Origin of the sequence: Dyadobacter subterraneus (genome assembly GCF_015221875.1) — a bacterium.
GTDB lineage: Bacteria > Bacteroidota > Bacteroidia > Cytophagales > Spirosomataceae > Dyadobacter > Dyadobacter subterraneus.
Genome location: NZ_JACYGY010000001.1, coordinates 2706441 through 2730796, shown reverse-complemented (window position 1 = coordinate 2730796; position 24356 = coordinate 2706441). Strand labels below are relative to the sequence as shown.

Genomic DNA, 24356 nt, shown 5'->3' with positions numbered 1-24356 from the left:
TTATAAAACAAGAATTTCATTGTGTGGTAATGCGTACTGATCGTCTGTTGTCATTAAGACAATCGAATCACCTTTTTTACATTTTTTAAGGATATTCTGAATGTTGATTTGCTTGAACGTTTCATCAGAATACATCACCAGTGTTTTGGATTCCTTGCCGCGGATGGCAACTTTGAACACAATTTTCTCGACCGCTTTACATTTCTCCGGACCAATTTCTGCGGTGCAAACAGTCAACTCTCCGGTCGACTTTCCTGAAACGGTGCTTTTCCCTTTGTTACTATACTCGGTAACAATCATCCTGTTATTAAGAAAAGCAGCTGAACAATTTGTGAATTTGTTTTGGGCAAATAATGGATTGATGATGGCTAATAAAAATAAGCAAGGGAGACAAAACTGATTTTTCATGATCCTCTTATTTAAGTGAAACAAAACCCGAAACCGGGCATGGATCAAATGTATAAGCAGAAAATTGGCTGACCTTGAATCCCCCGTAAAAGATTGTAAATGAAATGTAAAAGATTTATTTCCAAATTTTTCGATATTGAGCACCACTTGAAAATTCGTCCCTATTAAAAAGAATCATATCTTGCAGTCTTGTTAAAACTAAATTTCCGATGTCTAAAAAAATAATTCCCCTACTCCTGTTTGTCCTAATCGCCGGCACTGCTTTTTCTCAGTCTGTCATTGGATTAAAAAAAATAGCTCCGTTTCAGATCACACTTGCAAATGGAAAACCTTTTAACTCTTCCCAGCTTGGTCCGGGGCCTGTTGTGTTGATGTACTTTTCCCCCGACTGTGATCACTGCCAGAATTTCACGAAAGCGTTGCTTAAAAATTATACGGTGATGACCAACAAGCAATTGGTTATGATCACGTTCCAATCGATGGAAATGATCAAGAAGTTCGAGAAGGATTACAATCTGGCCGCTTATCCAAATATCAAAATTGGTACAGAAGGGACAAGTTACCTGGTTCAGAAATATTATCAGATCCGGTCATTTCCTTATCTGGCTATGTATGATAAAACAGGAAAGCTGGTTAAGATCTATGAAGGAGAACAACCTTACGCAGAGATTTTTAAAACTTTGAAATCGTTTTAAAATTGATTTGAAAGTATCATAAAAAATGCTTCGTTCGATGTATCGGACGAAGCATTTTTTATTTAAACTATGTCACCCTTTCAGGGTTTAATAAATTTTGTTTGATATCAAACTCTACAATAATATCATCCTTTCAGGATTTCTGTCTACAAAACCATTTCGTTAAAAAGTTTATCCAAAGTCAAACCCGCATCTTTACAAAAACCCGGATGCACTTTTGAAGTTTGGACAACCGTACTTCTCGTTGCTGTTAACCACCGAAACCGGGATGCAATGGGTAATTTTCCAATAGGTCCGGCTGTTTTTCCGCCAATACAAATCCGGCTTAAAGCTGCCAGATAATCTTCCATTTCTGAAATATCCAGTTTCCCTGAAAAAGCACTTAGCCGTTCAATATCCAGATTAATTTTACTCTGTAAAAACCCTTGTTTCGGGCAGTAGAGAATTACCCCTACATTTAAAAACTCTTCGCGCTCGACTCTGGGTACAACGCGAATGACGGCGTACTCAAATAAGTGATGTTCTTGCATTCTGCGCTTCTTTTACAAATACTTCTGATACTGAGATTCTTGAAATTAAAAATTTGGCATAAGCCTGACGGTGCTCATCTGCCGTTTCAAACGGAGCATCACGGAGCAGCCAGTCGTCAGGGATTATTGATACAATGGAATTTATCAAATCTTCTGTCAGAATTGAACGAAAGTATTCGTCAACAGCATTGAGTTCTAATGCCTGCGGTAATAAAACGTGATCTTTTATCTGAACAAACGGACGCTTTGCCTGTTCTTCCCAGTTTGTCCAGGAATGATGAAAATATAAAGATGCACCGTGATCAATGAGCCATAATTCTTTATGCCAAATCAGCATATTTGTATTTCTGGCTGTACGGTCAACGTTTGTCAAAAGACAATCCAGCCAGACGATTTGGGAAGCCAGTTTAGAATCAACTGTCGTTACCTGAGGATCAAATGTGATGGCTCCGGAAAGATAATGCATGGCTAAATTTAATCCGGCGCTCGCTTTTAGAAGGTCCTGTATTTCTTCATCCGGTTCTGTCATACCAAACATTTCATCCAGATTGGCAAAAACAATTTCCGGCATTCTGAAACCTAATGCACGGGCAATCTCGCCACCGATTAACTCTGCGATAAGTGCTTTAACGCCCTGGCCGGCACCTCTGAATTTTAGTACATATAAAAAGTCATCATCCGCTTCGGCAATCGCTGGCAGTGATCCGCCTTCACGTAAGGGGGTCACGTAACGTATCACATTAACGGTTCTGAGTTGAAGTCCGTTTTTATTCATAAAGATTAAATCAATATATTATTATGATTTTGCGATCAGGCAAAATGGTTAAGAAAGCAATGTTTCCTGGGGCGTAAAAGTAGTTTATTTAGGGTAAAGTTGGGGGATAATAAAAATACGATTTTATTATTTTCCCTGATTTCGGACTGAGCAGATAAGAATATTTCGGTGCTCCGCACCTACGGATATGGGAGCAAATTTACGATCCTACAAATATTTAGGTGCTCCGCACCATTGCCAAGTGTAACAATAGGCGTACAGAGTTAACAGTTAGCAGACATTTAAAATCCAAAAAAGCGAAGAGCACCATAATATTTGTTGCTATCGCATATTCCAATCAAGGCAACAGGTGCCGCACTGTAATACTTGTAGCAGGCCGCATCATTGAATTATTGAAAGGTGCAACGCACCATAATATTTGTAGCTATTCGGATATTCCAATCAAGGCAAGAGGTGCAGAGCACCGTAATATTTGCACCAGGCCGGATTGTTGATTATAGAAAGGTGCAACGCACCATAATATTTGTAGTAGGACAGATATTCCAATCAAAGCAACAGGTGCCGCGCACCGTAATATTTGTAGCAGGCCGGATCGTTATATTATAGAAAAGGTGCAACGCACCATAATATTTGTAGCTATTCGAATATTCCAATCAAGTCAACAGGTGCGGCGCACCGAAATATTTGTGGTAGGCCGGATCGTTGAATTATAGAAAAGGTGCAACGCACCATAATATTTGTAGATATTCGAATATTTCAATCCAGACAATACGTGCCGTGCACCGTAATATTTTTAGCAGGACGGATCGTTGAATTATTGAAAAGGTGCAGCGCACCGAAATATTTGTAGCTATTCGGATATTCCAATCAAGGCAACAGGTGCCGCACCGTAATACTTGTAGCAGGCCGCATCGTTGAATTATGGAAAAGGTGCAACTCACCGTAATATTTGTAGCTATTCCGATATACCAATCCAGACAATAGGTGCGGCGCACCGTAATATTTGTAGCAGGACGGATGGTTAAATTATAGAAAAGGCGCAACGCACCGAAATAATTAAATGATAATCATCTAATTAAACTTCGGCTCCAACCAAAGTGCGGAAAAACATAAAACAAATATCAAAAACCATATCCAATCCGCTATTCTGCTTTCATTCAAATGTTGTGCATTATTATCAGAAAGCTTGACAACATCATTTAACTCTGATTGTAAATTCAGTCTGGATTTTACAAAATGATCTACAACCTCATTTTTGTAATAATCGTTAAAATCCAGGCTATCCGTAACATTTAGCTCAGAATCATCCGATAATGTCGACCAGGACGAGGCAGACGGGATATAAGTCGCACTGGCACTTTGTTTGTTGATTGCAGAATATTTCAATTGGAGTGTATCGGTACCAACCCGCATAGAAGACGGGTTGTTAACCAGATTATTGAATTGTAATTCAGCTTTGAAACCTTTGTAAAGTGGAGAAATCACCTCTAAGTTCGACTGGTAAGCTGGATGGATAGCTGCGATAACAGAAGTCCATATATTACCGTAAGAAATACTATCGCCGTTAAGTAAGGTCGGAAATGTTTCATTCAAAAGACTTACTGCCACTTTTCCAGTTGTTTTCTCAACTGCTACCGGGTATTTCGAAACTGTTGCGTAAGCGTTCGATTTTCCAAAATCAAACGGCAATTTCGTAAGCTCGCCTATTACCGGCAACGCTTCTTCATTGGATAGTTTCTTAACCTGAAATCTTGTGCCTAACGCACCATTAATTGTCGCTATATCCGACGAACCGTTGGTAAGATTTATAAATAAAATGCTTTTGCCGGTCGATAAAGCTTTTTTAACCTGTGCGTTTGACGCATTTTTAGGATCGGTGATAATGATATCCGGAGTACCTGTTTTATTAAGCGTCAGCTTGCTTCGGATGTCCTTTGATAAGTTGGTAGAAATCTCAACGGAATTGCCGCGATTCGCCAACCATGTTGCCAGATTTCGGCTTTCAAAATCGGGATTATCCAGTATAACCTGAAAGGTTAATGGCGGTAAAGGACGGGCAAAAAACTGAATAATTTCATGGTGATCATCACCTACATACAAATCTACTTTCGTCCTCCTTTCAGTGAAAACAGGAAAAGATAAAGCAAAGTTTTGACTGCCCTTTTGAAGTTTGGCGCTATCCAGTGTCTGGTTGCCAAATTTAAGTTTTACCCATTGAGTATCTGCGGAATTTACAGATCCGGTAATACGCTGAATCTGTCCTTTTCGGATGATACCGTTCCAGGAAATTGACTGGATTTGATTTTCTGAAAAGTACGGAATTCGGTTAATGACAACCGAATTGGTAATTTTCTGACTGAGATTTGAAAAAAAAGACGGACTAAAATCCTGGCCAACAAGTGTTAAAGTATCAAAAGATTTTCCTTTTAAGTTACTTTCCGAATACACCTCCCGGATATGAAGGCTGTCCTGAATTCTTTTTATTTCCGAGGAAGGAACGTCCTTTCCAGCGACCATCACCTTACCTGATAAAACGGTACTGCGAAAGACTGGCTGAAGCACAAATCCAGCGACGATCAGCCATAACAAAAGGTTTAAAACAATTTTGATTCCCAATTTCTGCTTCGAAATATCCTCACCGGAACTTCGCAGCAAAAGCCATATTTGCGCAGCACCAAGAAGGATAAGAAATAAAATCAGTACCAGGTTTAGTGGTTCCGACCAATTGAAATCAAATGCAATCATACACTAGATCCGGATACTTTCTTCCGGTTTCATTTTAGTTTTTTCCAAAAAATATTTTCCAGTTTTTTCTCACTGACGTACGAACGGCCGCTTTGTACATTTGCTCCTGCGCGTTTGTATAGTTCGGTTTTCAACTGCTCTTTTTCAGTGCCGGAAATCTGTTTTCCACTTATCAATTTTTGCAACGCACCAAGTACCGACCAATTTTGTAGTCCGCCGTTAAAAGGTCCGCTGTTCATAAGGCGGTCCGATAATTGTGTTCCGGCGACCTGGAATTTAGCACGTTGGGAAGTACTCAGTTTGTCATATTCAAGATAACCCAAAACCTCAGCGGCCAACTGTTCAGTCCGCGTTTGGTTAATCATTTTTTCCTGGTTGAAATTTTTACTAACGTCAGTCAATTCTCCTGTAAGTCGTTTTTCCTTTTCTTTGATCGGTGGTGGATCATAACTGCTTTTCTTGACAAATGCACGGGCTTTATGCTGTGCTTGTTTAAGATATTCCAATGCTTTGGTTTCGAAAGGAATTGCTTTTTCCGGTTCATACATCCGTAAATGCAATTCTGATTGCCACATTTGTTCCAAAGCCATTTTTAACAAACTCTTGGTTGACTGCTCATGAAAAGTGTTCACATCTGCGTCATCATGTGCATGACCATATTGCTCAATTAATTCTGCCATTGCATCTTTCGAGCCACTTTCCTGATTGCCACCGCCATGATCATGATGCGATTCTTCCGGCTGTGATTTCCGGTTTTCAGCAGCTTCTCCTTCTGAATCCGATTTGTGGGTAAAGGCATCAAGAATATTTCCGCTGCCACTTTCTTCATGCGGCGCACCACCTCCACCTCCAATGTTTTGTTCAAATTCTTCTCCCAAAAACTGCCCGTAACGCAAACGGAGCACTTTTTGATCAAAACCGATTTCGTTGGAAATACTATTAAATTCTTCCTTTTTTATCTTTTTACGTTTCGCTATCAACTTTTCAGTATCAATAATAATCTGACGCTGACTCCGGAAATATTCAGGAACGGTATTGACAGACATTGTCGATAGTTCAGATTCCTCGACTTTCGCCGTGTCTTTGTAAACGACGAAATAAGTATCTGATTTTGTGAAATTTGGTTCAGGTTCCTTATTGTCAATTGCTGCCCAGTAATAATAAAGTTCATCGCCCGGTGTAAAATTTAAAGCCTTCAAATCAATGGACTGACTTAATTTAGCTTCTCTAAAATTGCCAGGTGAAAGCGGAAATTTCATTTCTCTGAACTTGACATTCTCTCCGGAACCACGTGCCAGAGTAGCCACAATAAATGCGGTTTTCACTTTAAAATCATCCGACATTTTTGCTGAAACCTGAATCGTTTTTTTGTCTTTCAGATAATGGTACTGATATAGTTCTTTTGAATCAGGTTCAATTTTTGGAGCGAGATCCGGCTGTGCTTCCAGTTTATAAAAATCGGATTGATAAACCAGTGAATCTTTCCAATATGCTTTTATGGAATAAAGTCCTGAGCCGGTCAGCTTATCTTTATATTGAAAAATCCCGTTTGCTTTTTTGAACGAAAGTTCATCACCACGGTTATTAGCAAGTCGCACCGACAAATTATCCTGATGGGTAAAAGTAACGTCCCAGTTCAACGCAGAGCCGATGATAGCACTAACATTCAAGTCAGTAGATTTTTTTGTTGGGAGCGAAGTATAGGCAGGCGGATTTACCGTAACAGCTGCTGTTTCAAAACTAGGTGCGACAAGAATGTTGGCTTTTTCTACATTTTTAGTTGTATTCAAAACCGCCGCCGGATTTCCTGTCGCGAAGTTCATATGCGGGTATAAATTATAGAAAACCAGTGAAAACAAGAAAATCAGGCCGTACATCATCGTCCCGTCGTAAAGATTCCGGAAATGAAAATGTTCCGCTGAGACGTTTTGATTAAGCCTGTCCAATTGCAATTGTTCCGCAATATTCAGCTCATCCTTTTCAAGTAAATGTAAGCTGTATTCCGATTCACCAACCGTTTTGTGAATCAAACTAATTGCCTGCGGCTTTTTATTTTGATATAATTTTGTGATATAAGCGCCAATTGCCAGTCCGACAATAGCAGCCAACACAGGAGCTATCAACGAAGATTGCTTGAATACGGATGTCAATACAAAAGCAGAAACCGCCAGCAACAGACACCTGATAAATGCATTGGCGTAAAGCTGCGTGGTAACCGAATTGATTAATTTTTTTAGCTCATACATAACTTTTCTGTATCGTTTTCTTTAAAGCCATCCAGCGTTCAAGAATGAGTAATGCTATAAAAATAATAAGAAGCCAAGGTCTCAAACTGCCTTCCATATTGGCTTCCAAAGGTTTCGTTTGTACAAAAAGCGAATTCAACTGCTTCTGATTTACGATCTTTTGAGGTTCGTCCAGCTTATAATGTGTTATCAGTAAATCACCAATGAATTCCGGAAGTTGTCCGGAATTAACCATTTCGGAAGTCTGTATCCGAAGTGAATCCTGTAATTGAACAACGTTTGAAAGCACACTTTGGTTACCCGGATCCGATTTCCCGGATAAAACATAAAGCACTTCCGGATTAATTTTGGCGATTTTTTGATCCGTCAATACAAGATCATATTTCTTTTCACTAACATTCTTATTATCAATTTCCATCGGTAAAGAATAGACAATCGACAAAGAGCCAAGAGCCGCCTCGACGGTTTGCTGTTCGGCTTTGTTCTTGTATTCAACCAGGACATTTAATTTCCCGCTATGAACCGGAGTCGATTCAAGCTTTGGCAAATCCTGTGACAGACCAGGACTGGAAACAGTTAACTGACCTTTGTTAACAAACAGTTTTTTCCCATCTGCTAACTCCAAATACTTATGTGCATAATTCTGGGAAGAATCTGTCAGGAGATGTAATTGGTATGATTCAGGAATGTAAATTTTAGGCAGATCCAGCAATTTCTGGTCGCTAACCAGATAAAGATCAAGCTTCGCTCCTTTTTTGCTTACTTTGTTAATGACTTCCTGAAGATATAAAACGCCTTTGTTTTTTTGGTTTGAAATGGATGACAGATCTTTTATTTCTTCACTTTCAGGATTTATCCAAAAAACTTTATCGCCGTTTTTTATAGCAGTTTCAATTTCAAAACGATAATTGTTGACCAGATTCGCAGACGGCTCAACCAAATGAATTCGCTCGGCATGTTCAATTTGCTTGAACCATTTTATAACCGGCTGACTTAACAAAAAAGTTAAAATCAAAATAAGCAAACAACGAACAACCAACATCGGCAGATCATCCAACCGAAATCCCCGACTTTGCTGCTGACTTTTATCAATTAACCATTGCATAGCAGCCCAATCCAGTTCTTTCCCTTTTTTCTGATGCCAGAAATGGATGAAAATTGGTATGGCAATTGCCAGCGCTCCCCAAAACATGAAAGGTTGTAAAAAATTCATTAGCCTTTCCTTCTTGTTAAAAATTCTTTTAAAACCATCCCCAAAGGATCACTCAATCTGGCCTGAACCAGATTTACGTAAGGAATCCGCAATTCTTCTTCCAGCATATCAAAATAAGCTTTTGAAGATTCCTTGAATTTATCTCTTACCGCCTCTGCCTGTAATTCAATTTCTTTTCCGGTTTCCAAATCCTTGAAACGGTAAAAACCGGTGAGATTAAAATCCACTTCATTATCACCCAGAATCTGGAAAATAACGATTTCTCTGCGAGGACTGGCAATGGATTTTATCAACGTCAGCCACTCCTGCCCTACCTGAAGAAAGTCTGTCACAAAAATTAATTGCTCCTGACTTTTGGTAGCAAATTCAGGAAACTGCAACTTTCCGTTGGCTGCAAAATCTGCCGTCCATTCTCCCGAAGCTGTCGTTTTTTGTAATCCAAACAATATCTTGTTGAAAGCCTGCTTTCCCGAACTCGACGCACCACTCACAATGCTGTTAACTTTTCCGTTCTGCAAAGCATACAGACTCATCTGGTCGTTTTGAATATAACCGAGATATGACAAAGATGCGATCAGCAATTTTGCATATTCCAAACGGCTCATGCCATTTTCAGCATAATTCATAGAACCGGACAAATCCAGTAAAAAACGAATCTGTCTGTTACTTTCGGCAGATGATTCTTTTACAAGATGTTTGTCCGTTCTGGCGTACAATTTCCAGTCAATCCGCTTAGGGTCATCGCCGGGTTCATAATGACGGTATTGCTCAAACTCGGTGCCCATACCCGAACGTTTGCTGGCGTGCACACCCAGCATTAGTTCTTCACTTATCAGTTTTCCAACCAATTGAAGGTTTCCAAGTTTGATCAAATCCGAAGCAAGCAGCCCGGTACGTTTTTGGGACATAAATTTTTGGCTTTCGGCGGTCGGCCGTCGGCATTCAGATTATGGTTTTAACAAGATTTCAGCTCATCACAAGCCGAAAGCCGACTGCTTAACGCCGACGGCTATTTCAATGTTTTAATAAGATCTGCAATGACATTGTCCGATGTAATATTTTCCGCTTCGGCTCTGAAATTCATTGAAATCCGGTGACGGAGAATTGGAAAAGCCAGCGTGTGTACATCTTCCGGAATTACTGCAAAACGTTCGTTCAGCACCGCTCTCGCCTTTGCACACAGCACAAGCGCCTGTCCGGCACGTGGTCCTGCTCCCCAGTCACACCATTGTTTTACAAATTCAGAAGGACTGCCATCAGGCCTTGTCGCACGAACCAATCGGTTAATAAATGCAATCTGATCTTCGCTGATGTGAACTTGTCTTGTCAATTTTTGAAGTTCCACGATATCCATATCACTAAGCACGCGATCGATAACAACACCTTTCGAACCAGTTGTATTTTTCAATACATCAAGTTCTTCCTGCTCACTTGGATAGCTCAATTTGATATACAAAAGAAAACGGTCGAGCTGCGCTTCTGGCAATGGGTAGGTACCCGATTGCTCAATCGGATTTTGAGTGGCAATGATCAGAAAAGGATTTGGCAGTGCATAATTTGTCCCTGCATAAGTCACACTTTTTTCCTGCATCGCTTCCAGAAGTGCGGCCTGTGTTTTTGGCGGCGTTCTGTTAATCTCATCTGCAAGAACTACATTCGCGAAAATTGGTCCCTGACTGAATTTAAAAAACTTCTTTCCGGTTTCATGATCTTCTTCCAGAATTTCAGTTCCAACGATATCGCCCGGCATCAAATCCGGCGTGAATTGAACACGTTTGAAACTCATATGCAAAGCTTCGGACATGGTTTTCACCATCAAAGTTTTCGCCAGTCCGGGTACGCCTTCAAGCAAACAATGACCGCCGGCAAGCAATGAAATCAGAATTTCGTTTATGGCGTCTTCCTGCCCAACAATGACTTTACCAATTTCTTTTTTAAGAAGCGGCAGCTTAGCTACCAAGGTTTTATAATGGGTTAGATCCTGTGTTTCCAATCGTTAAGCAGTTAAAGCATACATGACAATATTGACCCCGAACCTGGTATTATCGACAGCCAAAAAACGTTTATTTCTAAAATCATAATCCCACTCACAGCCATAATCCTTATTGCTGTAAAGCACTCCGATGCGACCATTGATTGTTACCGCTTTCAGATAATCGTGCACCAGATCATCTCCCCAGCCATTTAATTCAAAGGCTGTGGTAGGCGGACCGTCTTCAAAGTGGAAGAAGCTATTGTAGAGCGGATGATTATTTGGAATTTTCTGTAAAGCCTTGGGACCGAATGTTCTGGACATTTCCTGCTCAAAGGATTTAGCAAATAATCCGTCTATATCGTGGTTACAATCGTCTACAAACACAAATCCTCCATTCTGAACATAGCGTTTAAAATGGTCTCTTTCCTGGGTTGAAAACTCAACAAGTTTGTGTCCACTCAAATAGCAAAACGGACTTTTGAAAATATCATTACTGCTCAGCAGCACCACCTTTTCCTTCTCATCAATGGGGATGGTGGTATACTCCACCAGCGAATGCAGCAAGTTTGAAGGCATGCGCTGATCGGTATCCCAGTTTCCTGAGGTATACTGAAGACGGGTGAAGAAAAAAGGTTTCATAGGTTAAGTAAAAGTATTTGCAGCGGAAAATAATCCGCTGCAAATAAAAAATTTATACTGCGTCAGATAATGACGAAAATGTAAATTCACGGATTTTCATCGGCGGCATCAAATAATTCTGGTTAGATTCTGTGCTCACAACCCGCTCAGGTTTCCCTAATGTTTCAAGGTTATTGAGCATGATCACAGGACTTTCGTTGAATCGGAAGTTTTTTACCGGATGTTTGATTTTGCCGTTTTCGATATAAAAAGTACCATCACGTGTGAGTCCCGTCAGCAATAAAGTCTGAGGATCTACTTCACGGATATACCATAATTTTGTCACTAGAATTCCCTGTTTTGTAGAAGCAATCATTTCTTCCAAAGTCGCAGTACCACCTGACACGATCATGTTATTTGGGAAAGGAACAGATTTAACACCTTTCTTTTGTGCCCAGTAACGCGAATAAGCCATGTTTTTGACAACACCTTTTTCAATCCAGTTTACTTTTTCCATCGGCTGACCGTCACCAGCCCATGGAGCTGATGGCAGTTCAGGATTGGCAGGATCTGAATAAATGTTGATTCTTTCATCCACGATCTTTTCGCCGAGTTTGGTTTTTCCACCTTGCTTGCTCAAAAACGATCGTCCTTCATCAGCACTACGCGCATCCATATTGAAAAAGATATTTTCCAATAAAACTGCCGCCGCCGTTGGTTCCAGAATGACGGTATATTTTCCGGGCTCCAAAGCTTTTGCCCCTACCGAACCAGTTGATTTTTGAATCGCAATTCTGGTTGCCGCTACTGTGTCAAGTTTTGAAACATCACTATAACCTCTGGCCACATAACCTGAACCAGTTCCATCCGGCGTTCTGACAGTTAGTGAAAAATTGACATCCGTACTTGGGTAATATGCAAAAAGCTGCTTTGAATTAAGCATCGCTGAATAACCATGCGTATCTTCCCAGAAACCAGCTGCTGCCAGATTTTGAGCTCTTGACAATTCCAGACTTTTTGCCACAGCATCCGCACGAAAATCCGGAGTAATATTTGCCGTAGAATCAAAGAAACCCGACGATTTTTTGTATTGCTGAGGTGTTAGAACGCCAACATATTCCGGATTTTCCGGGGCAAGTTTTGCCAGCTCTTCCGATTGACGAACCACTTTTTCAAATGCTTCATCACTGAATTCATTCGTTGTGGCAACACCAACTTTTTTCCCAAAAGAGGACTGAACAATCAGATTTTGTGTGATTTGCGCTCCACTGGTAGAAACTTCATTACGTGCGTAACGCAAATTTCCCCTCTTTTCTCCCGATATATTAATCTCGCATTCATCCGCTTTTGAGTATTTCAAAACCTTCTGTAACAATGCTTTTGCTTCTGCTTCCGTTAATATCACTGACATATTTCAGTATTAAATTTTTCTGGCTGTATTGATAACGTTAACACCGGCAAACCGTGCTGTCGAACTTCCGTGAGAAACCGCACTCGATTGTGATGGCTGACCTTTTCCATCGAAGAAAGATCCACCTAAACGGTAATCGCGTTCATCACAAACCTGAACACATGAGTTCCAGAATTCCTGTGTGTTGGATTGATAAGCAACATCTTTAAGCATACCAACGATTTTTCCGTCTTTGATCTCGTAGAATAATTGTCCGCCAAACTGGAAGTTATAACGCTGCTGATCAATGGAGAATGATCCGTCACCGATAATGTAAATTCCTTTTTTAACGTCCTTGATCATGTCTTCAACCGAAAGCGGCGTTTTACCGGAAGCCAGAGAAACGTTGGCCATACGCTGAAACTGAACTGAACTCCAGCTGTCCGCATAACAGCAGCCGTGTGATTCTTTTTCACCAATAATTTTAGCCTGATCGCGGATTGCCTGATAATTCACCAAAACGCCGTCCTTAACTAAATCCCATTTTTTGGTATTTACACCTTCATCATCCCAACCCACAGCACCTAAGGAACCAACCTGGGTTTTGTCTGCAATAAGTGTCACCTTATCACTTCCGTATTTAAAGTTTTTCGATTGCCATTTGTCCAAAGTTGCAAAAGAAGTACCGGCGAAATTAGCTTCGTAACCAAGTACACGATCCAGTTCAAGCGGGTGACCTACCGACTCGTGGATGGTTAGCCAAAGATGAGACGGATCCAGAATCAGGTCATATTTGCCAGCTTCCACAGATTTTGCTGATAATTTCATTTTTGCCTGCTGAGCCGCAGCGGTTATGTCTTCCAACATATCATAACCCATATTATAACGGGTAGTCACGCCAGTTACTTTATCTTTTGGATTAACTTGCAGATAATCATAACCCATTCCCATTGGAGCGCTTAATGCATTACGCGTCTGGAATTTCCCCGATGCAGGATCAATAGCAGTAACCGTAAAGTTTGGCCACATCCGGTGAATATCCTGATCAATATAAGAACCGTCTGTTGAGGCGAAATATTTCTGTTCATTCACCATGAAAAGAATTGAATTGACATAATTCGCTCCGTTTTTCATTGCTGCGTCATTCACTCCAAGCAACAATTCAACTTTCTCTTTTACCGGAACTTCAAATGCATTTTTCTTGATAGGTGCCTTCCAGCTTACTTCGCCGAATCCTTTTTGAGGGGCAAGTTCAACAGGCTGTTTCATCAATCTTGAATTCGCCTTCGCAATAGCAACCGCATCTTCTGCCGCTTTTGCTACCTGCGCTTCACTTTTCGCATCTGCAACCGCTGAAAAACCCCAGCAGCCATTGGCTATAACCCGGATACCAATACCGTAAGATTCGGTATTCACTATATTTTGTACTTTATCTTCCCTCGTAATTACAAACTGGTTCAGGTAGCGTCCGATACGCACGTCAGCGTAAGTTGCTCCTTTGGATTTTGCTGCGTTAAGCGCTGCATCAGCCAATCTTTTTTTCACTGCAACATCAAGTCCCGGCTCCATCAAAGCTTCCGGTGAAACAGTTCTTCCGTTTGCCGCAAAGGCTGGTAACATAAATGCACCGGTACTAAGTCCGGCTATCTGAATAAAATCGCGTCGGTTCAAGTTAAGTCCCTCCTTTTTAGGTCAATAAATGATTGTATAAATAAACTTAGATTCCCTCCGTTATTCTAAACGGCATCGGACAAGCTTGTGAAAGTAAAGTCACGGATTTTTAATGGCGGAACCAGATTCCCTCCCTGGCGCATCGGCTTCCCAGCGGCTTCAAGATTGTTCAGCATAATTACCGGACTTTCATTGAATCGGAAGTTTTTAACCGGATACTTGATCACACCATTTTCAATGTAAAAAGTACCGTCACGCGTTAGGCCAGTGTATAGAAGCGTTTGAGGATCCACTGCGCGGATATACCACAGACGAGTGACAAGAATTCCTTTTTCAGTTCCTTTGATCAAATCTGCAAGAGATTCATTACCGCCGGCGAAAATAAATCCGGTTGGCGGAGGAATCGCTTTTACACCTTTTTTCTCCGCCCAGTAACGGGAATAGTACATATTTTTTACGACACCATTTTCAACCCAAACCACTTTTTCCTGCGCACGTCCATCACTTCCGCCACCGCCAAAAGCGAAACGCCCACCGCCTCCGCCGAACGGAGAACCAGGAATTTCAAGATTTTGCGGATCAGAATAAATGTTGACACGTTCGTCAAAAAGTTTTTCTCCCAAACGGGTTCCGCCTCCTTTTTTTCCAAGAAAACTTCTTCCTTCATCTGCGTTACGGGCATCCATGCTTCCCATCATATTTTGAAGTAAATCCACCGCAGCGGTAGGTTCCAGAATAACAGTATATTTCCCGGGCTCCAAAGCTCTTGCTTTTGAAGATGCCTGTGCTTTCTGGATTGCAACTTCTGTGGCAAGTGCAACATCAAGTTTCGAAACATCATTTACATCACGCACCGCATAACCGGAACCCAAACCATCGTTAGTTCTAACAGTGATAGAAAAATCAACAGAGGTAGCTGCGTTATAGCCGAACAAACCTTTGGTATTCCCCATCGCAGCAAATCCTGTACTATCTTCCCAGTATCCGGCTGCTGTCAGATCCTTTTTTGCGCAGGGATCGATACTTTTAAAAGCAGCCTCCGCGCGAAAATCAGGATTAATAGCATCAGTACTTGGAGCGAAAGATTTTACATCCAGATAATTTTGTTGACCAAGCATCCCAACATATTCTGGATTATCAGGAGCGAGATGAGCGATTTCTTCGGCACGTCTCACCGTTTTTTCTAACGACTTATCGTCAAATTCATTAATTGTTGCTGTCCCGGATTTTTTGCCAAAAACCGACGTAACAGAAAGTGAAAGATTGGTTGTTTCACCGCTCGTCGATACCGAATTTCTGGCATAACGAATATTCCCGGTACGACTGCCGTTCAAATTGGCACTCGTTTCGTCAGCTTTCGAAAAAGCCAACACTTTGTCAATTATCTGCTTTGCTTCTTCTTTTGATAAGACAGCCATGTTAGAAAAAATTTAATTTATAAACAGTCAGTTAGGCAGGAATTTCTTTAAATACTTCGGCCATCGGCTTTCGGCAATTGGCTATCAACTTAATCAATCTGACAGCTGACGGCCGATAGCCGACCGCCGAAAGCTGTTTTATTTATATTTTTCTCCCCGTATTAATCACATTCACGCCATCAAACCGGGTGGTCGCACTTCCATGAGCAACGGCGCTGATTTGAGAAGGTTGTCCTTTTCCGTCGAAAAAAGATCCGAAAGTCCGATAGTCATCTTTATCACAAATCTGCGTACAGGAATTCCAGAATTCCTGCGTGTTTGATTGATAAGCAACGTCATCCAGCATTCCCACGATTTCACCTTTTTTGATTTCATAGAAAACCTGTCCGCCAAACTGGAAGTTATAACGTTGTTGGTCAATGGAATAAGAACCGGCGCCGATGATATAAATTCCTTTTTCAACGCCTTTGATCATATCCAAAACACTACGCTTCTCCGTTCCAGGACGAAGAGAAATATTGGGCATTCTTTGAAATTGTACAGAATCCCAGTTGTCGGCATAACAGCAACCGTTTGATTCTTTACCTCCAATGATTTTAACCTGATCGCGAATAGCCTGATAATTGACCAGAATTCCATCCTTAATAATATCCCATTCTTTGGCTGGAACACCTTCGTCATCAAAACCAACGGCACCCAAAGTGTGCGGCTGAATTCTGTCGGCAACGATGTTGACAAGTTTGCTTCCGTAGTTGAATTTTTTCGATTCCCATTTATCCAAAGTAGCGAAACTTGTTCCGGCGTAATTGGCTTCATAACCTAATACACGATCAAGTTCAGTCGGATGGCCGACGGATTCATGAATCGTCAGGCCCAAATGATTTGGGTCAAGAACAAGATCATATTTTCCCGGCAAAACCGATTTAGTAGTAAGTTTCTCCTTCGCTTGTTTTGCGGCTAAAATCGCGTCTTCAACCATATCATAGGAACTACGATAACCGACCGTTCCGTTTGGACCCGCAATTTTTTCAGCAGCAAGACCGTCCAGATATTCGTAACCCATGCCCATCGGAGAACTTAGCGCACCCCGGGTTTTGAATTTCCCGGCAGCTTTATCGATTGCCGTTACTGTAAATGTAGGCCATATCCGATGAATATCCTGATCAATGTAGGAACCATCCGAAGAGGCAAAATATTTCTGTTCGTTAACTGAAAAAATATTGGAAGTAACAAAGCCTGCACCATTTTCCATGGCTTTGCCGTTAACATTCATCAACAAATCTATCTTTTGTGCAGTAGGTATTTCGAACGCATTTTTTTTGATCGGCGTTTTCCAGGAAACTTCCGCAACTCCCTTTTGCGGAGCCAAAACCACCGGATCCTTTTGGAATTTTGAGTTTGCTTTGGCAATAGCTACGGCAGTTTCCGCGCATTTTGCAATACCTTCGGGTGTTACATCACTGGTTGCAGAAAATCCCCATGTTCCATTGGCTATAACCCGGATTCCAACGCCAAAAGATTCGGCATTCACAATATTCTGAACCTGCCTTTCTCTTGTAAATACAAACTGTTGCAAATACCTTCCTATGCGCACATCTGTATAGGTGGCGCCCTTACTTTTTGTAGCATTCAGGGCAATGTCGGCGTATCTTTTTTTCAAAGCTACATCAATGCCTGGTTCCAGTAAATGTTCGCTTGAAACGTTGCTTCCAAATATGGGAACAGATGGCAACATTAATGCGCCCATTCCCATACCAGTCATCTGCATAAAATCTCTTCTTTTCATTCGCCTGGCAAAACTTTATAAATATATGATGAAGAAAAATGATATTTTTTAGCCAATTTAATAAAATGAGAATATTCTGCGCTCACAGCGTCAAGTTAGATAAAAACCTTAGAAAGGACAATTTTACCAAATAAATTTTTGCATAATATTAATTTGACAGCAACACAAAAAGATACAATTCGACATTCTCCATATAATCTATAATAAAAGAGACTTCTTCAAAATTTATGTCTCCGGTTTACCAGATGAGACTTCATCCAAGGGTTTCAACACGTTTAAATTTCATACACAAAATTTGACAATTTTGATTGGCGCTTTTACTGTTAGAATTGATCGTCGGCTAATTACTTTTAAAATCGGGGCTCTGACAATTCAAAACATTATATTGCAACCGAACTATTATTATCTCTTTTTATGACATTGAAAAAATATTCTATCCTATATCTTACTGATTTATATTTTGAAGCAAAAGGAAGAAAATATTACGAAGAGGATTTATACCTAACCTCCAGGCTGCGTGAAAGCTTTGATATTCTACTATGCCACCCCTGTGACTCTGCCAGGTTTGAGGAAATGGTTGACCTCATTGTATTCAGAAATACCGGACCGGTACTCCACTACAAAAATTATTATAATTCATTTATTACCCGGATTAATACAAAAAACATAGCCTGTTATAACACAATGACAGGGAAAGCTGATATGAAGGGAAAATCCTATTTGACTGAGCTTACAAAAGCAGGCTATCCGGTGATCCCTACAATTGAACAATTACAAGATTTATCATTTCTGCCGGAAAGTGATAAATATATGGTTAAACTGAAAGATGGAGCTGATTCCATTGGTATGCAGGTTATAGATAAAGAAGCATTGGCTACAATTGAACTGGACGGGAATATTGTTCAGCCTTTTGTTGATTTTATTTATGAAGTGTCGTTTTACTTTATTGATAAAGATTTTCAATATGCACTCTACGCGCCGGACAAAACCAAAAGATGGAATTTGGAAATTTATGAAGCAACAGCGGAAGATTTAACTTTTGCAACTCAATTTATAACTTGGAATACAGTAACTCACGGAATACAACGCGTTGATGCGTGTAGAACTTCGGATGGTGACTTATTGTTAGTTGAATTGGAAGACCTTAATCCGTATTTGTCACTGGACCTTTTAACGCATGAAACAAGAGATAAATTCGTGAAGAATTTTATTGAATCCATCAGCAAAACGATAAGTGAAAAACAGCCAGGATTATAATTTAATTAGATAATTCTCCATTGGATAAACGGGCATTTAGCTTTCCATTAATTTATATACTTTTACCCCGGATTACTATTACAAATCACAGTAGCACTAAACAATGAAAAATTGTATTTTTCATTGTCAGATTGAATACAGACACCAATTACTTTATAAATAAGATACCCGTTATTGAATATGATTTCCAATATCTGGAAAGAATCATGGCAGAAAAAATCGTATAAAACTACCGTGATTTCCGGCTTTTTGATACTTTGTGTTATTTCATTTTTTCTAAATCACTTTTTCCAGGCTATTGAAGTCCGGGAAGGCGTTGCTATTAATGATATTTTGCTTTCCATATTACCAGCGAAGGATTGCTCGGAAATAATATTCATTCTGATCTGGTCATGTGTAGGCCTGGCAACGGTTCGTTTTTTATACAATCCGATGATTTTTCTTGGATTTTTGTGGTCGTATGTTGCATTGTGCCTTACCAGAATTATTACTATTACGCTGGTTCCCCTGAACGCACCGGAAGGGTTGATACCGCTGAGAGATCCGTTAAGCAATTATTTCTACGGTCAGGTTTTCATCACGAAAGATCTTTTCTATTCCGGCCACACGGCAACTTTATTCCTGATCTATCTTTGTCTGGAAAAGAAAAATGATAAACTTTTTGTCTTGTTTTCAACTGCTATCGTCGGTCTCTTGCTACTTTTTCAACACGTTCATTATAGTATGGATGTTCTTGCAGCACCGTTTTTTGCTTATCTGAATTACTACTGCTCCAAGAAATTTCTGGGAACACTGCCACTTTATGAAACTACAAATAAAGTAGTAATGGATCGTGAGGTTGTGGAAGAAAGCTAATTACCTGTGCCTATTTGTGTTAAAATTTCCATTTCCGCTCCTGTCCAAAGTTATATTCCTGTAAAACCACCGGTTTAATCCGTTTTCCCGAAGTCCTGTTTTACCTGCGTCTGTTAAATCCCTCTACTTCAAATTTCAGGATTATTCGCCGGTATCTTCTTCAAAATAATAAGCCTGATTTACCTGCAATAACTGAGTTGCCTTTTTCTGGTTTGTATAATTATTTTATTTAAGATGTAAATTATATAAATTATAGCTTTAATCTATGATATAATCCTTCAACAACTATTTACACCATGAATAAAGGATTGCTACTTCTACTGATCTCTGCGAGTTGGTTTGTCTCCTGTTCAAAAGAAGCGGAACCGGAAAGTAAAATTGATTCCGATGTTGTAGAATTGAAATATAACCAGAGTCATCAGTTTGTAATAAAAAAAGGAAATGAAATCCTTCCTGGTTCTTCCTTTAACTGGAATTCCAGTGACGACAACGTTGGGACAATCAGCACAGATGGTAATTTCAAAGCCCGTAAAATAGGCTCTTCAACAATTACAGCAAGGTTAAAAGATCAAACTTTTAAATCAAGGATAATTGTATCTGAATACAGCTCCCTGGTGCGTGAACCGGATTTTCAATTTGGCCAGGATAAGGCAACTACTAAACTGATAACTAATAAATTTCTTACTCAGGAGTCAGAAAATGTTTTGATCTACAATGGTGGCCCAAGTTTAAACCGGATTATCTACATTTTCGAATATGACAATCTTGTTGGTGTCATTATGGATTTTGCTGATACAGAAGCCGTAGAGAAAGAAGTAACATTATTTTACAAAGAAAGATATCCCATAGTTGCATCGACAGAAAATTCTAATGATTCTATTTTCATTAACGACGAAAGAGATAAGGCAATCCGACTTACAAGAAATGAATCATTAGGATTTTATGCTGCTTATGGCAAGATTACCGCTGTAAATGGTCGATTATCGACTTATTCCAAATCCTTTGATAAGGTTTTAAAAATGCTTAATGACATTTAATCGATATTCAAAATTAGCATACAAAGTTGAACAATCTTCTATTTGACATTTTCCCACCAGGCAGGAAAAACTTTGTCCTCATTCAGATTTACTACCTCTCCTATCATTGGTGTAAGAAGCGGCAGATTTTTCACTTTGCTCGCTTTACTAACACGAATGATAGGTTCATCCCAATCATGCTGACCTAAAGCAAATTTTGCCCAGTGAACAGGCATTAATTTTTTTGCTTTCAAATCCACTGCTGCCTGAGCCGTTTCTTCCGGCATCATGTGAATGTATTTCCAGTTATAATTGTATTGTCCACACTCCAAAAGCGCCAGATCAAACGGCCCGAACTTGTCTCCTATTTTTTTGAAATGCGTATCGTATCCTGAATCCCCGCCCAGGAAAATCTTTTTTGTCGGCGTTTGAAGGACAAATGAAACCCACATTGCCCGGTTTCTTGCAAATCCTCTGCCTGAGAAATGTCTTCCCGGCGTAACATTGACAATAAAACCATCTCCCAGAATCACCTCTTCATTCCAATCCTTTTCTTCAATTTTGGAAAGATCATATCCCCACCTTTCGAAATGTTCTCCGGTTCCTAATCCGGTAATCACTCTTTTAACTTTTGATTTCAATTTCAAAACCGTTTCATAATCCAGGTGATCCCAGTGATCATGAGAGATAAAAAGGTAATCGATTGCCGGAAAATCATCTACTGAATAAACATCACTTCCTGGAAAACTTGGTGTTGTGAATTTAACCGGAGAAGCTGCGCCGCTAAAAACAGGATCGATAAGCATTGTTTTACCGTCAATCTGCATGAAATAAGATGAATGTCCAAACCATACTAATACATCTTCATTTGGATCAAGATGCAATAGATCCGATTTCACCGAAGGCAAAACTGACTCTGGTTTAAGCCTTTTGCTTTTATCAAAAATAAAGTCTTTCAACACCTTGTAGTAAGTTACACCTTCTGCAAGATCCGGTGTGACACTTAAATTTTGAAACTGACCGTCACGGTAGTTAGGTGATTTTTGAATTCTTTCCAATCTGGCTCCGGAGGGTGCTTTTCCAAATTGTTCCTGCTGTAAAAATATATATACTGCGGCGATCAGCACGACCGTCAATATTAAAATTCCTGCTAACATTTTTAAAATTATTTTTTTCATTGTGGGTTATCTCTTCTTTTTTTCAATCTGTGGTTATTCACAATTTATGTTAATTAAATAAACCGACTGATTGATCAATCAACAAAGCTAAATGATTATCCGATAATCAAAAAACAGATTATGTATAATAATGTTATTTTAATCTTCGAACTTTGTTGAAAAATAGATAGGCACTTAATAGTCAGCAATATTAATTCGATTATCAGAAAAATAATTCATAAAAAAAGCTCCTGTTTCCAGAAGCTTTTTGAAAAATCTATTAACCAAAAGCTTATGCAGCATTTACGGATTTACGAATAATGTTCAAAGCAGAACCCTCTTTAAACCATTCAATCTGTTGTTCGTTGTAAGTATGGTTTACCGGGAATTCCTCGGTTGTACCATCCGAATGATGTAAAACAATAGTCAGCTGAACCCCTGGAGCGAAAGTTTGCAAACCTGTAATATCAATTGTATCGTCTTCCTGAATTTTATCATAGTCAGCAGTATTGGCAAAAGTCAAAGCCAGCATGCCTTGTTTTTTCAAGTTCGTTTCGTGGATACGGGCAAAAGATTTTACAAGAATTGCTCTGGCACCTAAGAAACGCGGCTCCATGGCTGCGTGCTCACGTGAAGAACCTTCACCGTAGTTTTCATCACCCACAACGATTGTTCCGATACCATGCGCTTTGTAATCACGCTGTACCGCCGGAACTTCACCGTAAGTACCGGTTAATTGGTTTTTAACAGTGTTCGTTTTTTCGTTGTAAAAGTTAACCGCGCCGATTAACATATTGTTAGAAATATTGTCGAGGTGACCGCGGTATTTCAACCACGGACCAGCCATAGAAATATGGTCAGTCGTACATTTTCCTTTTGCTTTGATCAGCAATTTCAATCCTTTAAGATCTGTACCTTCCCAGGCTTTGAACGGTTCAAGCAATTGCAGACGATCAGAAGTTGGACTAACCAAAACCTGAACTTTCGATCCATCTTCGGCTGGTGCCTGATAGCCTGCATCTTCAACAGCAAATCCTTTTGAAGGAAGTTCCCATCCGGATGGTTCGTCAAGCATTACTTCAACGCCTTCTGAATTTGTTATTGTATCTGTACGGGGGTCAAAAGTTAACCGTCCCGCAATGGCCAAAGCCGTTACAATTTCAGGAGAAGCGACGAACGAGTGCGTGTTTGGATTACCATCCGCACGTTTCGAGAAGTTACGGTTGAAAGAAGTGATAATTGAGTTTTTCTCACCTTTTTCCGCACCATGACGCGCCCACTGACCAATACAAGGCCCGCAAGCATTAGCCAAAACTACTCCACCAATTTGAGCGAAAGTATCAAGGAAACCATCACGGTCTACTGTGAAACGAACTTGCTCAGAACCTGGCGTAATTGTATATTCAGAGGTTACAACCAGTTTTTTATCAACAGCCTGTTGTGCCAGAGAAGCGGCACGGCTGATATCTTCGTAAGAAGAGTTAGTGCAAGAACCAATTAAACCAACTGAAAGAACTTCCGGCCATCCGTTTTCCTTAACCGCCGTAGCAAATTTAGAAAGTGGCCAGGCCAAGTCCGGAGTAAACGGACCGTTCACATGCGGTTCAAGCGTTGAAAGATCGAGTTCTATTAACTGATCATAATAGGCAGCTGGATTTGCATAAACCTCATCATCCGCGCGTAAATAACCGGCAACAGCATTTGCAGCATCCGCTACATCAGCACGTGCAGTGGAGCGAAGGTAAGCATCCATTTTCTGGTCATAGGCGAAAATAGAAGTGGTAGCTCCAATTTCGGCACCCATGTTACAGATGGTTCCTTTTCCTGTACAAGAAAGACTTTCAGCACCTTCTCCAAAATATTCAACAATACAGCCAGTACCACCTTTTACAGTCAGCTGACCCGCAACCCAAAGAATAACATCTTTCGCAGCTGCCCATCCGCTCAGTTTTCCTGTAAGCTTAACACCGATCAGCTTAGGCATTTTAAGCTCCCAGGCCAATCCTGACATGACATCACTCGCATCTGCACCACCCACACCAATCGCTACCATACCCAAACCACCTGCATTAGGTGTGTGGGAATCTGTACCAATCATCATACCGCCTGGAAATGCATAGTTTTCCAAAACAACCTGGTGAATAATACCCGCACCTGGTTTCCAGAATCCGATACCATATTTGTTGGATACCGAAGCAAGGAAATCATATACTTCTTTATTTTTATCTTTTGCTGTCTGCAAATCAGCAACGGCACCTACTTCTGCCTGAATAAGGTGATCGCAATGCACGGTAGACGGAACTGCAACCTGTGGCCTTCCAGCCTGCATAAATTGTAAAAGAGCCATTTGCGCAGTTGCATCCTGCATCGCAACGCGGTCAGGAGCAAAATCTACATAAGACTTACCTCGCTCATAAACCTGAGAAGGTGTTCCCTCCCACAAATGAGAGTACAATATTTTTTCTGCCAAGGTCAAGGCCCGCCCTTCGATTTTACGGGCAGCTTCAACTCTTTCTTGCAAGCGGGCGTAAACGCCCTTAATCATATCTAAGTCAAACGCCATAATAATTAAATTAATGTCTACACATTTACTTATCAAAA

19 protein-coding genes are annotated in these 24356 nt (G+C 40.3%); 4 read left to right on the top strand and 15 right to left on the bottom strand.

What is annotated here, in order from left to right; translation table 11 throughout:
- Nucleotides 1–408 carry a hypothetical protein gene (locus IEE83_RS11155; RefSeq protein WP_194120657.1) on the bottom strand — a complete coding sequence of 136 codons (408 nt, stop codon included), beginning with the start codon at nt 406–408 and terminating at the stop codon, nt 1–3.
- Nucleotides 409–617: 209 nt separating this feature from the next.
- On the opposite strand from IEE83_RS11155, the gene IEE83_RS11150 reads away from it, so the two are divergent.
- Nucleotides 618–1103, top strand: a complete 486-nt coding sequence (locus IEE83_RS11150) for a TlpA family protein disulfide reductase (RefSeq protein WP_194120656.1) — start codon at nt 618–620, stop codon at nt 1101–1103.
- Nucleotides 1104–1249: 146 nt separating this feature from the next.
- Here IEE83_RS11150 and IEE83_RS11145 read toward each other — a convergent pair whose 3' ends face one another.
- The 12 genes from IEE83_RS11145 to IEE83_RS11090 all read right to left on the bottom strand — a co-directional run bounded on the left by IEE83_RS11145 (nt 1250) and on the right by IEE83_RS11090 (nt 17470).
- On the bottom strand, nt 1250–1633 hold the full coding sequence (locus IEE83_RS11145; RefSeq protein WP_137343283.1) for a DUF3037 domain-containing protein: 384 nt from the start codon (nt 1631–1633) through the stop codon (nt 1250–1252).
- Nucleotides 1611–2408: a HipA family kinase gene (locus IEE83_RS11140; RefSeq protein ID WP_194120655.1), complete on the bottom strand. Its 798-nt coding sequence runs from the start codon at nt 2406–2408 to the stop codon at nt 1611–1613. Before IEE83_RS11140 ends, IEE83_RS11145 begins: the two co-directional genes overlap by 23 nt.
- A 1071-nt stretch (nt 2409–3479) precedes the next feature.
- A complete protein-coding gene (locus IEE83_RS11135) occupies nt 3480–5153 on the bottom strand; it encodes a hypothetical protein (protein WP_194120654.1) in 1674 nt (557 codons plus the stop codon).
- A gap of 29 nt (nt 5154–5182) precedes the next feature.
- The gene (locus IEE83_RS11130; protein ID WP_194120653.1) at nt 5183–7399 is read right to left on the bottom strand and encodes a DUF4175 family protein; all 2217 of its coding nucleotides are present in this window, start codon (nt 7397–7399) and stop codon (nt 5183–5185) included.
- Nucleotides 7392–8612, bottom strand: a complete 1221-nt coding sequence (locus IEE83_RS11125; RefSeq protein ID WP_194120652.1) for a BatA domain-containing protein — start codon at nt 8610–8612, stop codon at nt 7392–7394. The genes IEE83_RS11130 and IEE83_RS11125 overlap by 8 nt, the downstream gene beginning before the upstream one ends.
- Nucleotides 8612–9520, bottom strand: a complete 909-nt coding sequence (locus IEE83_RS11120; protein ID WP_228101768.1) for a DUF58 domain-containing protein — start codon at nt 9518–9520, stop codon at nt 8612–8614. Before IEE83_RS11120 ends, IEE83_RS11125 begins: the two co-directional genes overlap by 1 nt.
- A 101-nt stretch (nt 9521–9621) precedes the next feature.
- Nucleotides 9622–10605, bottom strand: coding sequence for an AAA family ATPase (locus IEE83_RS11115; RefSeq protein ID WP_194120651.1), 984 nt, complete (start codon nt 10603–10605; stop codon nt 9622–9624).
- Between the two features lie 3 nt (nt 10606–10608).
- Nucleotides 10609–11226 (bottom strand): DUF4159 domain-containing protein, encoded by a 618-nt coding sequence (locus IEE83_RS11110; protein WP_159473209.1) that lies wholly within the window; start codon nt 11224–11226, stop codon nt 10609–10611.
- A gap of 52 nt (nt 11227–11278) precedes the next feature.
- Nucleotides 11279–12616: a TldD/PmbA family protein gene (locus tag IEE83_RS11105; RefSeq protein ID WP_194120650.1), complete on the bottom strand. Its 1338-nt coding sequence runs from the start codon at nt 12614–12616 to the stop codon at nt 11279–11281.
- A gap of 9 nt (nt 12617–12625) precedes the next feature.
- Nucleotides 12626–14266, bottom strand: a complete 1641-nt coding sequence (locus tag IEE83_RS11100; RefSeq protein ID WP_194120649.1) for a TldD/PmbA family protein — start codon at nt 14264–14266, stop codon at nt 12626–12628.
- Between the two features lie 65 nt (nt 14267–14331).
- Nucleotides 14332–15684, bottom strand: coding sequence for a TldD/PmbA family protein (locus IEE83_RS11095; RefSeq protein WP_194120648.1), 1353 nt, complete (start codon nt 15682–15684; stop codon nt 14332–14334).
- Between the two features lie 142 nt (nt 15685–15826).
- Nucleotides 15827–17470 (bottom strand): TldD/PmbA family protein, encoded by a 1644-nt coding sequence (locus tag IEE83_RS11090; protein ID WP_194120647.1) that lies wholly within the window; start codon nt 17468–17470, stop codon nt 15827–15829.
- Between the two features lie 414 nt (nt 17471–17884).
- Here IEE83_RS11090 and IEE83_RS11085 point away from each other — a divergent pair, with 414 nt between their 5' ends.
- The 3 genes from IEE83_RS11085 to IEE83_RS11075 all read left to right on the top strand — a co-directional run bounded on the left by IEE83_RS11085 (nt 17885) and on the right by IEE83_RS11075 (nt 20619).
- A complete protein-coding gene (locus IEE83_RS11085) occupies nt 17885–18727 on the top strand; it encodes an ATP-grasp domain-containing protein (RefSeq protein WP_194120646.1) in 843 nt (280 codons plus the stop codon).
- Between the two features lie 180 nt (nt 18728–18907).
- The gene (locus IEE83_RS11080) at nt 18908–19582 is read left to right on the top strand and encodes a phosphatase PAP2-related protein (protein WP_194120645.1); all 675 of its coding nucleotides are present in this window, start codon (nt 18908–18910) and stop codon (nt 19580–19582) included.
- A 296-nt stretch (nt 19583–19878) separates the two neighbouring features.
- Entirely contained in the window at nt 19879–20619 is a 741-nt protein-coding gene (locus IEE83_RS11075; RefSeq protein ID WP_194120644.1) for an Ig-like domain-containing protein, read from the top strand.
- A gap of 38 nt (nt 20620–20657) precedes the next feature.
- Here the strand turns inward: IEE83_RS11075 and IEE83_RS11070 are convergent, their stop codons facing one another.
- Nucleotides 20658–21776 carry an MBL fold metallo-hydrolase gene (locus IEE83_RS11070; RefSeq protein WP_194120643.1) on the bottom strand — a complete coding sequence of 373 codons (1119 nt, stop codon included), beginning with the start codon at nt 21774–21776 and terminating at the stop codon, nt 20658–20660.
- Nucleotides 21777–22047: 271 nt separating this feature from the next.
- The gene (locus tag IEE83_RS11065; protein ID WP_194120642.1) at nt 22048–24318 is read right to left on the bottom strand and encodes an aconitate hydratase; all 2271 of its coding nucleotides are present in this window, start codon (nt 24316–24318) and stop codon (nt 22048–22050) included.
- Between the last annotated feature and the right edge of the window lie 38 nt (nt 24319–24356).

Coding starts and splice junctions, on each gene's coding strand:
- IEE83_RS11125 (WP_194120652.1), bottom strand. CDS start 8,612: ATGAATTTTTTACAACCTTTCATGTTTTGGGGAGCGCTGGCAATTGCC.
- IEE83_RS11090 (WP_194120647.1), bottom strand. CDS start 17,470: ATGAAAAGAAGAGATTTTATGCAGATGACTGGTATGGGAATGGGCGCA.
- IEE83_RS11155 (WP_194120657.1), bottom strand. CDS start 408: ATGAAAAATCAGTTTTGTCTCCCTTGCTTATTTTTATTAGCCATCATC.
- IEE83_RS11085 (WP_194120646.1), top strand. CDS start 17,885: ATGACATTGAAAAAATATTCTATCCTATATCTTACTGATTTATATTTT.
- IEE83_RS11130 (WP_194120653.1), bottom strand. CDS start 7,399: ATGTATGAGCTAAAAAAATTAATCAATTCGGTTACCACGCAGCTTTAC.
- IEE83_RS11105 (WP_194120650.1), bottom strand. CDS start 12,616: ATGTCAGTGATATTAACGGAAGCAGAAGCAAAAGCATTGTTACAGAAG.
- IEE83_RS11150 (WP_194120656.1), top strand. CDS start 618: ATGTCTAAAAAAATAATTCCCCTACTCCTGTTTGTCCTAATCGCCGGC.
- IEE83_RS11110 (WP_159473209.1), bottom strand. CDS start 11,226: ATGAAACCTTTTTTCTTCACCCGTCTTCAGTATACCTCAGGAAACTGG.
- IEE83_RS11075 (WP_194120644.1), top strand. CDS start 19,879: ATGAATAAAGGATTGCTACTTCTACTGATCTCTGCGAGTTGGTTTGTC.
- IEE83_RS11065 (WP_194120642.1), bottom strand. CDS start 24,318: ATGGCGTTTGACTTAGATATGATTAAGGGCGTTTACGCCCGCTTGCAA.
- IEE83_RS11095 (WP_194120648.1), bottom strand. CDS start 15,684: ATGGCTGTCTTATCAAAAGAAGAAGCAAAGCAGATAATTGACAAAGTG.
- IEE83_RS11145 (WP_137343283.1), bottom strand. CDS start 1,633: ATGCAAGAACATCACTTATTTGAGTACGCCGTCATTCGCGTTGTACCC.
- IEE83_RS11080 (WP_194120645.1), top strand. CDS start 18,908: ATGATTTCCAATATCTGGAAAGAATCATGGCAGAAAAAATCGTATAAA.
- IEE83_RS11140 (WP_194120655.1), bottom strand. CDS start 2,408: ATGAATAAAAACGGACTTCAACTCAGAACCGTTAATGTGATACGTTAC.
- IEE83_RS11135 (WP_194120654.1), bottom strand. CDS start 5,153: ATGATTGCATTTGATTTCAATTGGTCGGAACCACTAAACCTGGTACTG.
- IEE83_RS11120 (WP_228101768.1), bottom strand. CDS start 9,520: ATGTCCCAAAAACGTACCGGGCTGCTTGCTTCGGATTTGATCAAACTT.
- IEE83_RS11070 (WP_194120643.1), bottom strand. CDS start 21,776: ATGAAAAAAATAATTTTAAAAATGTTAGCAGGAATTTTAATATTGACG.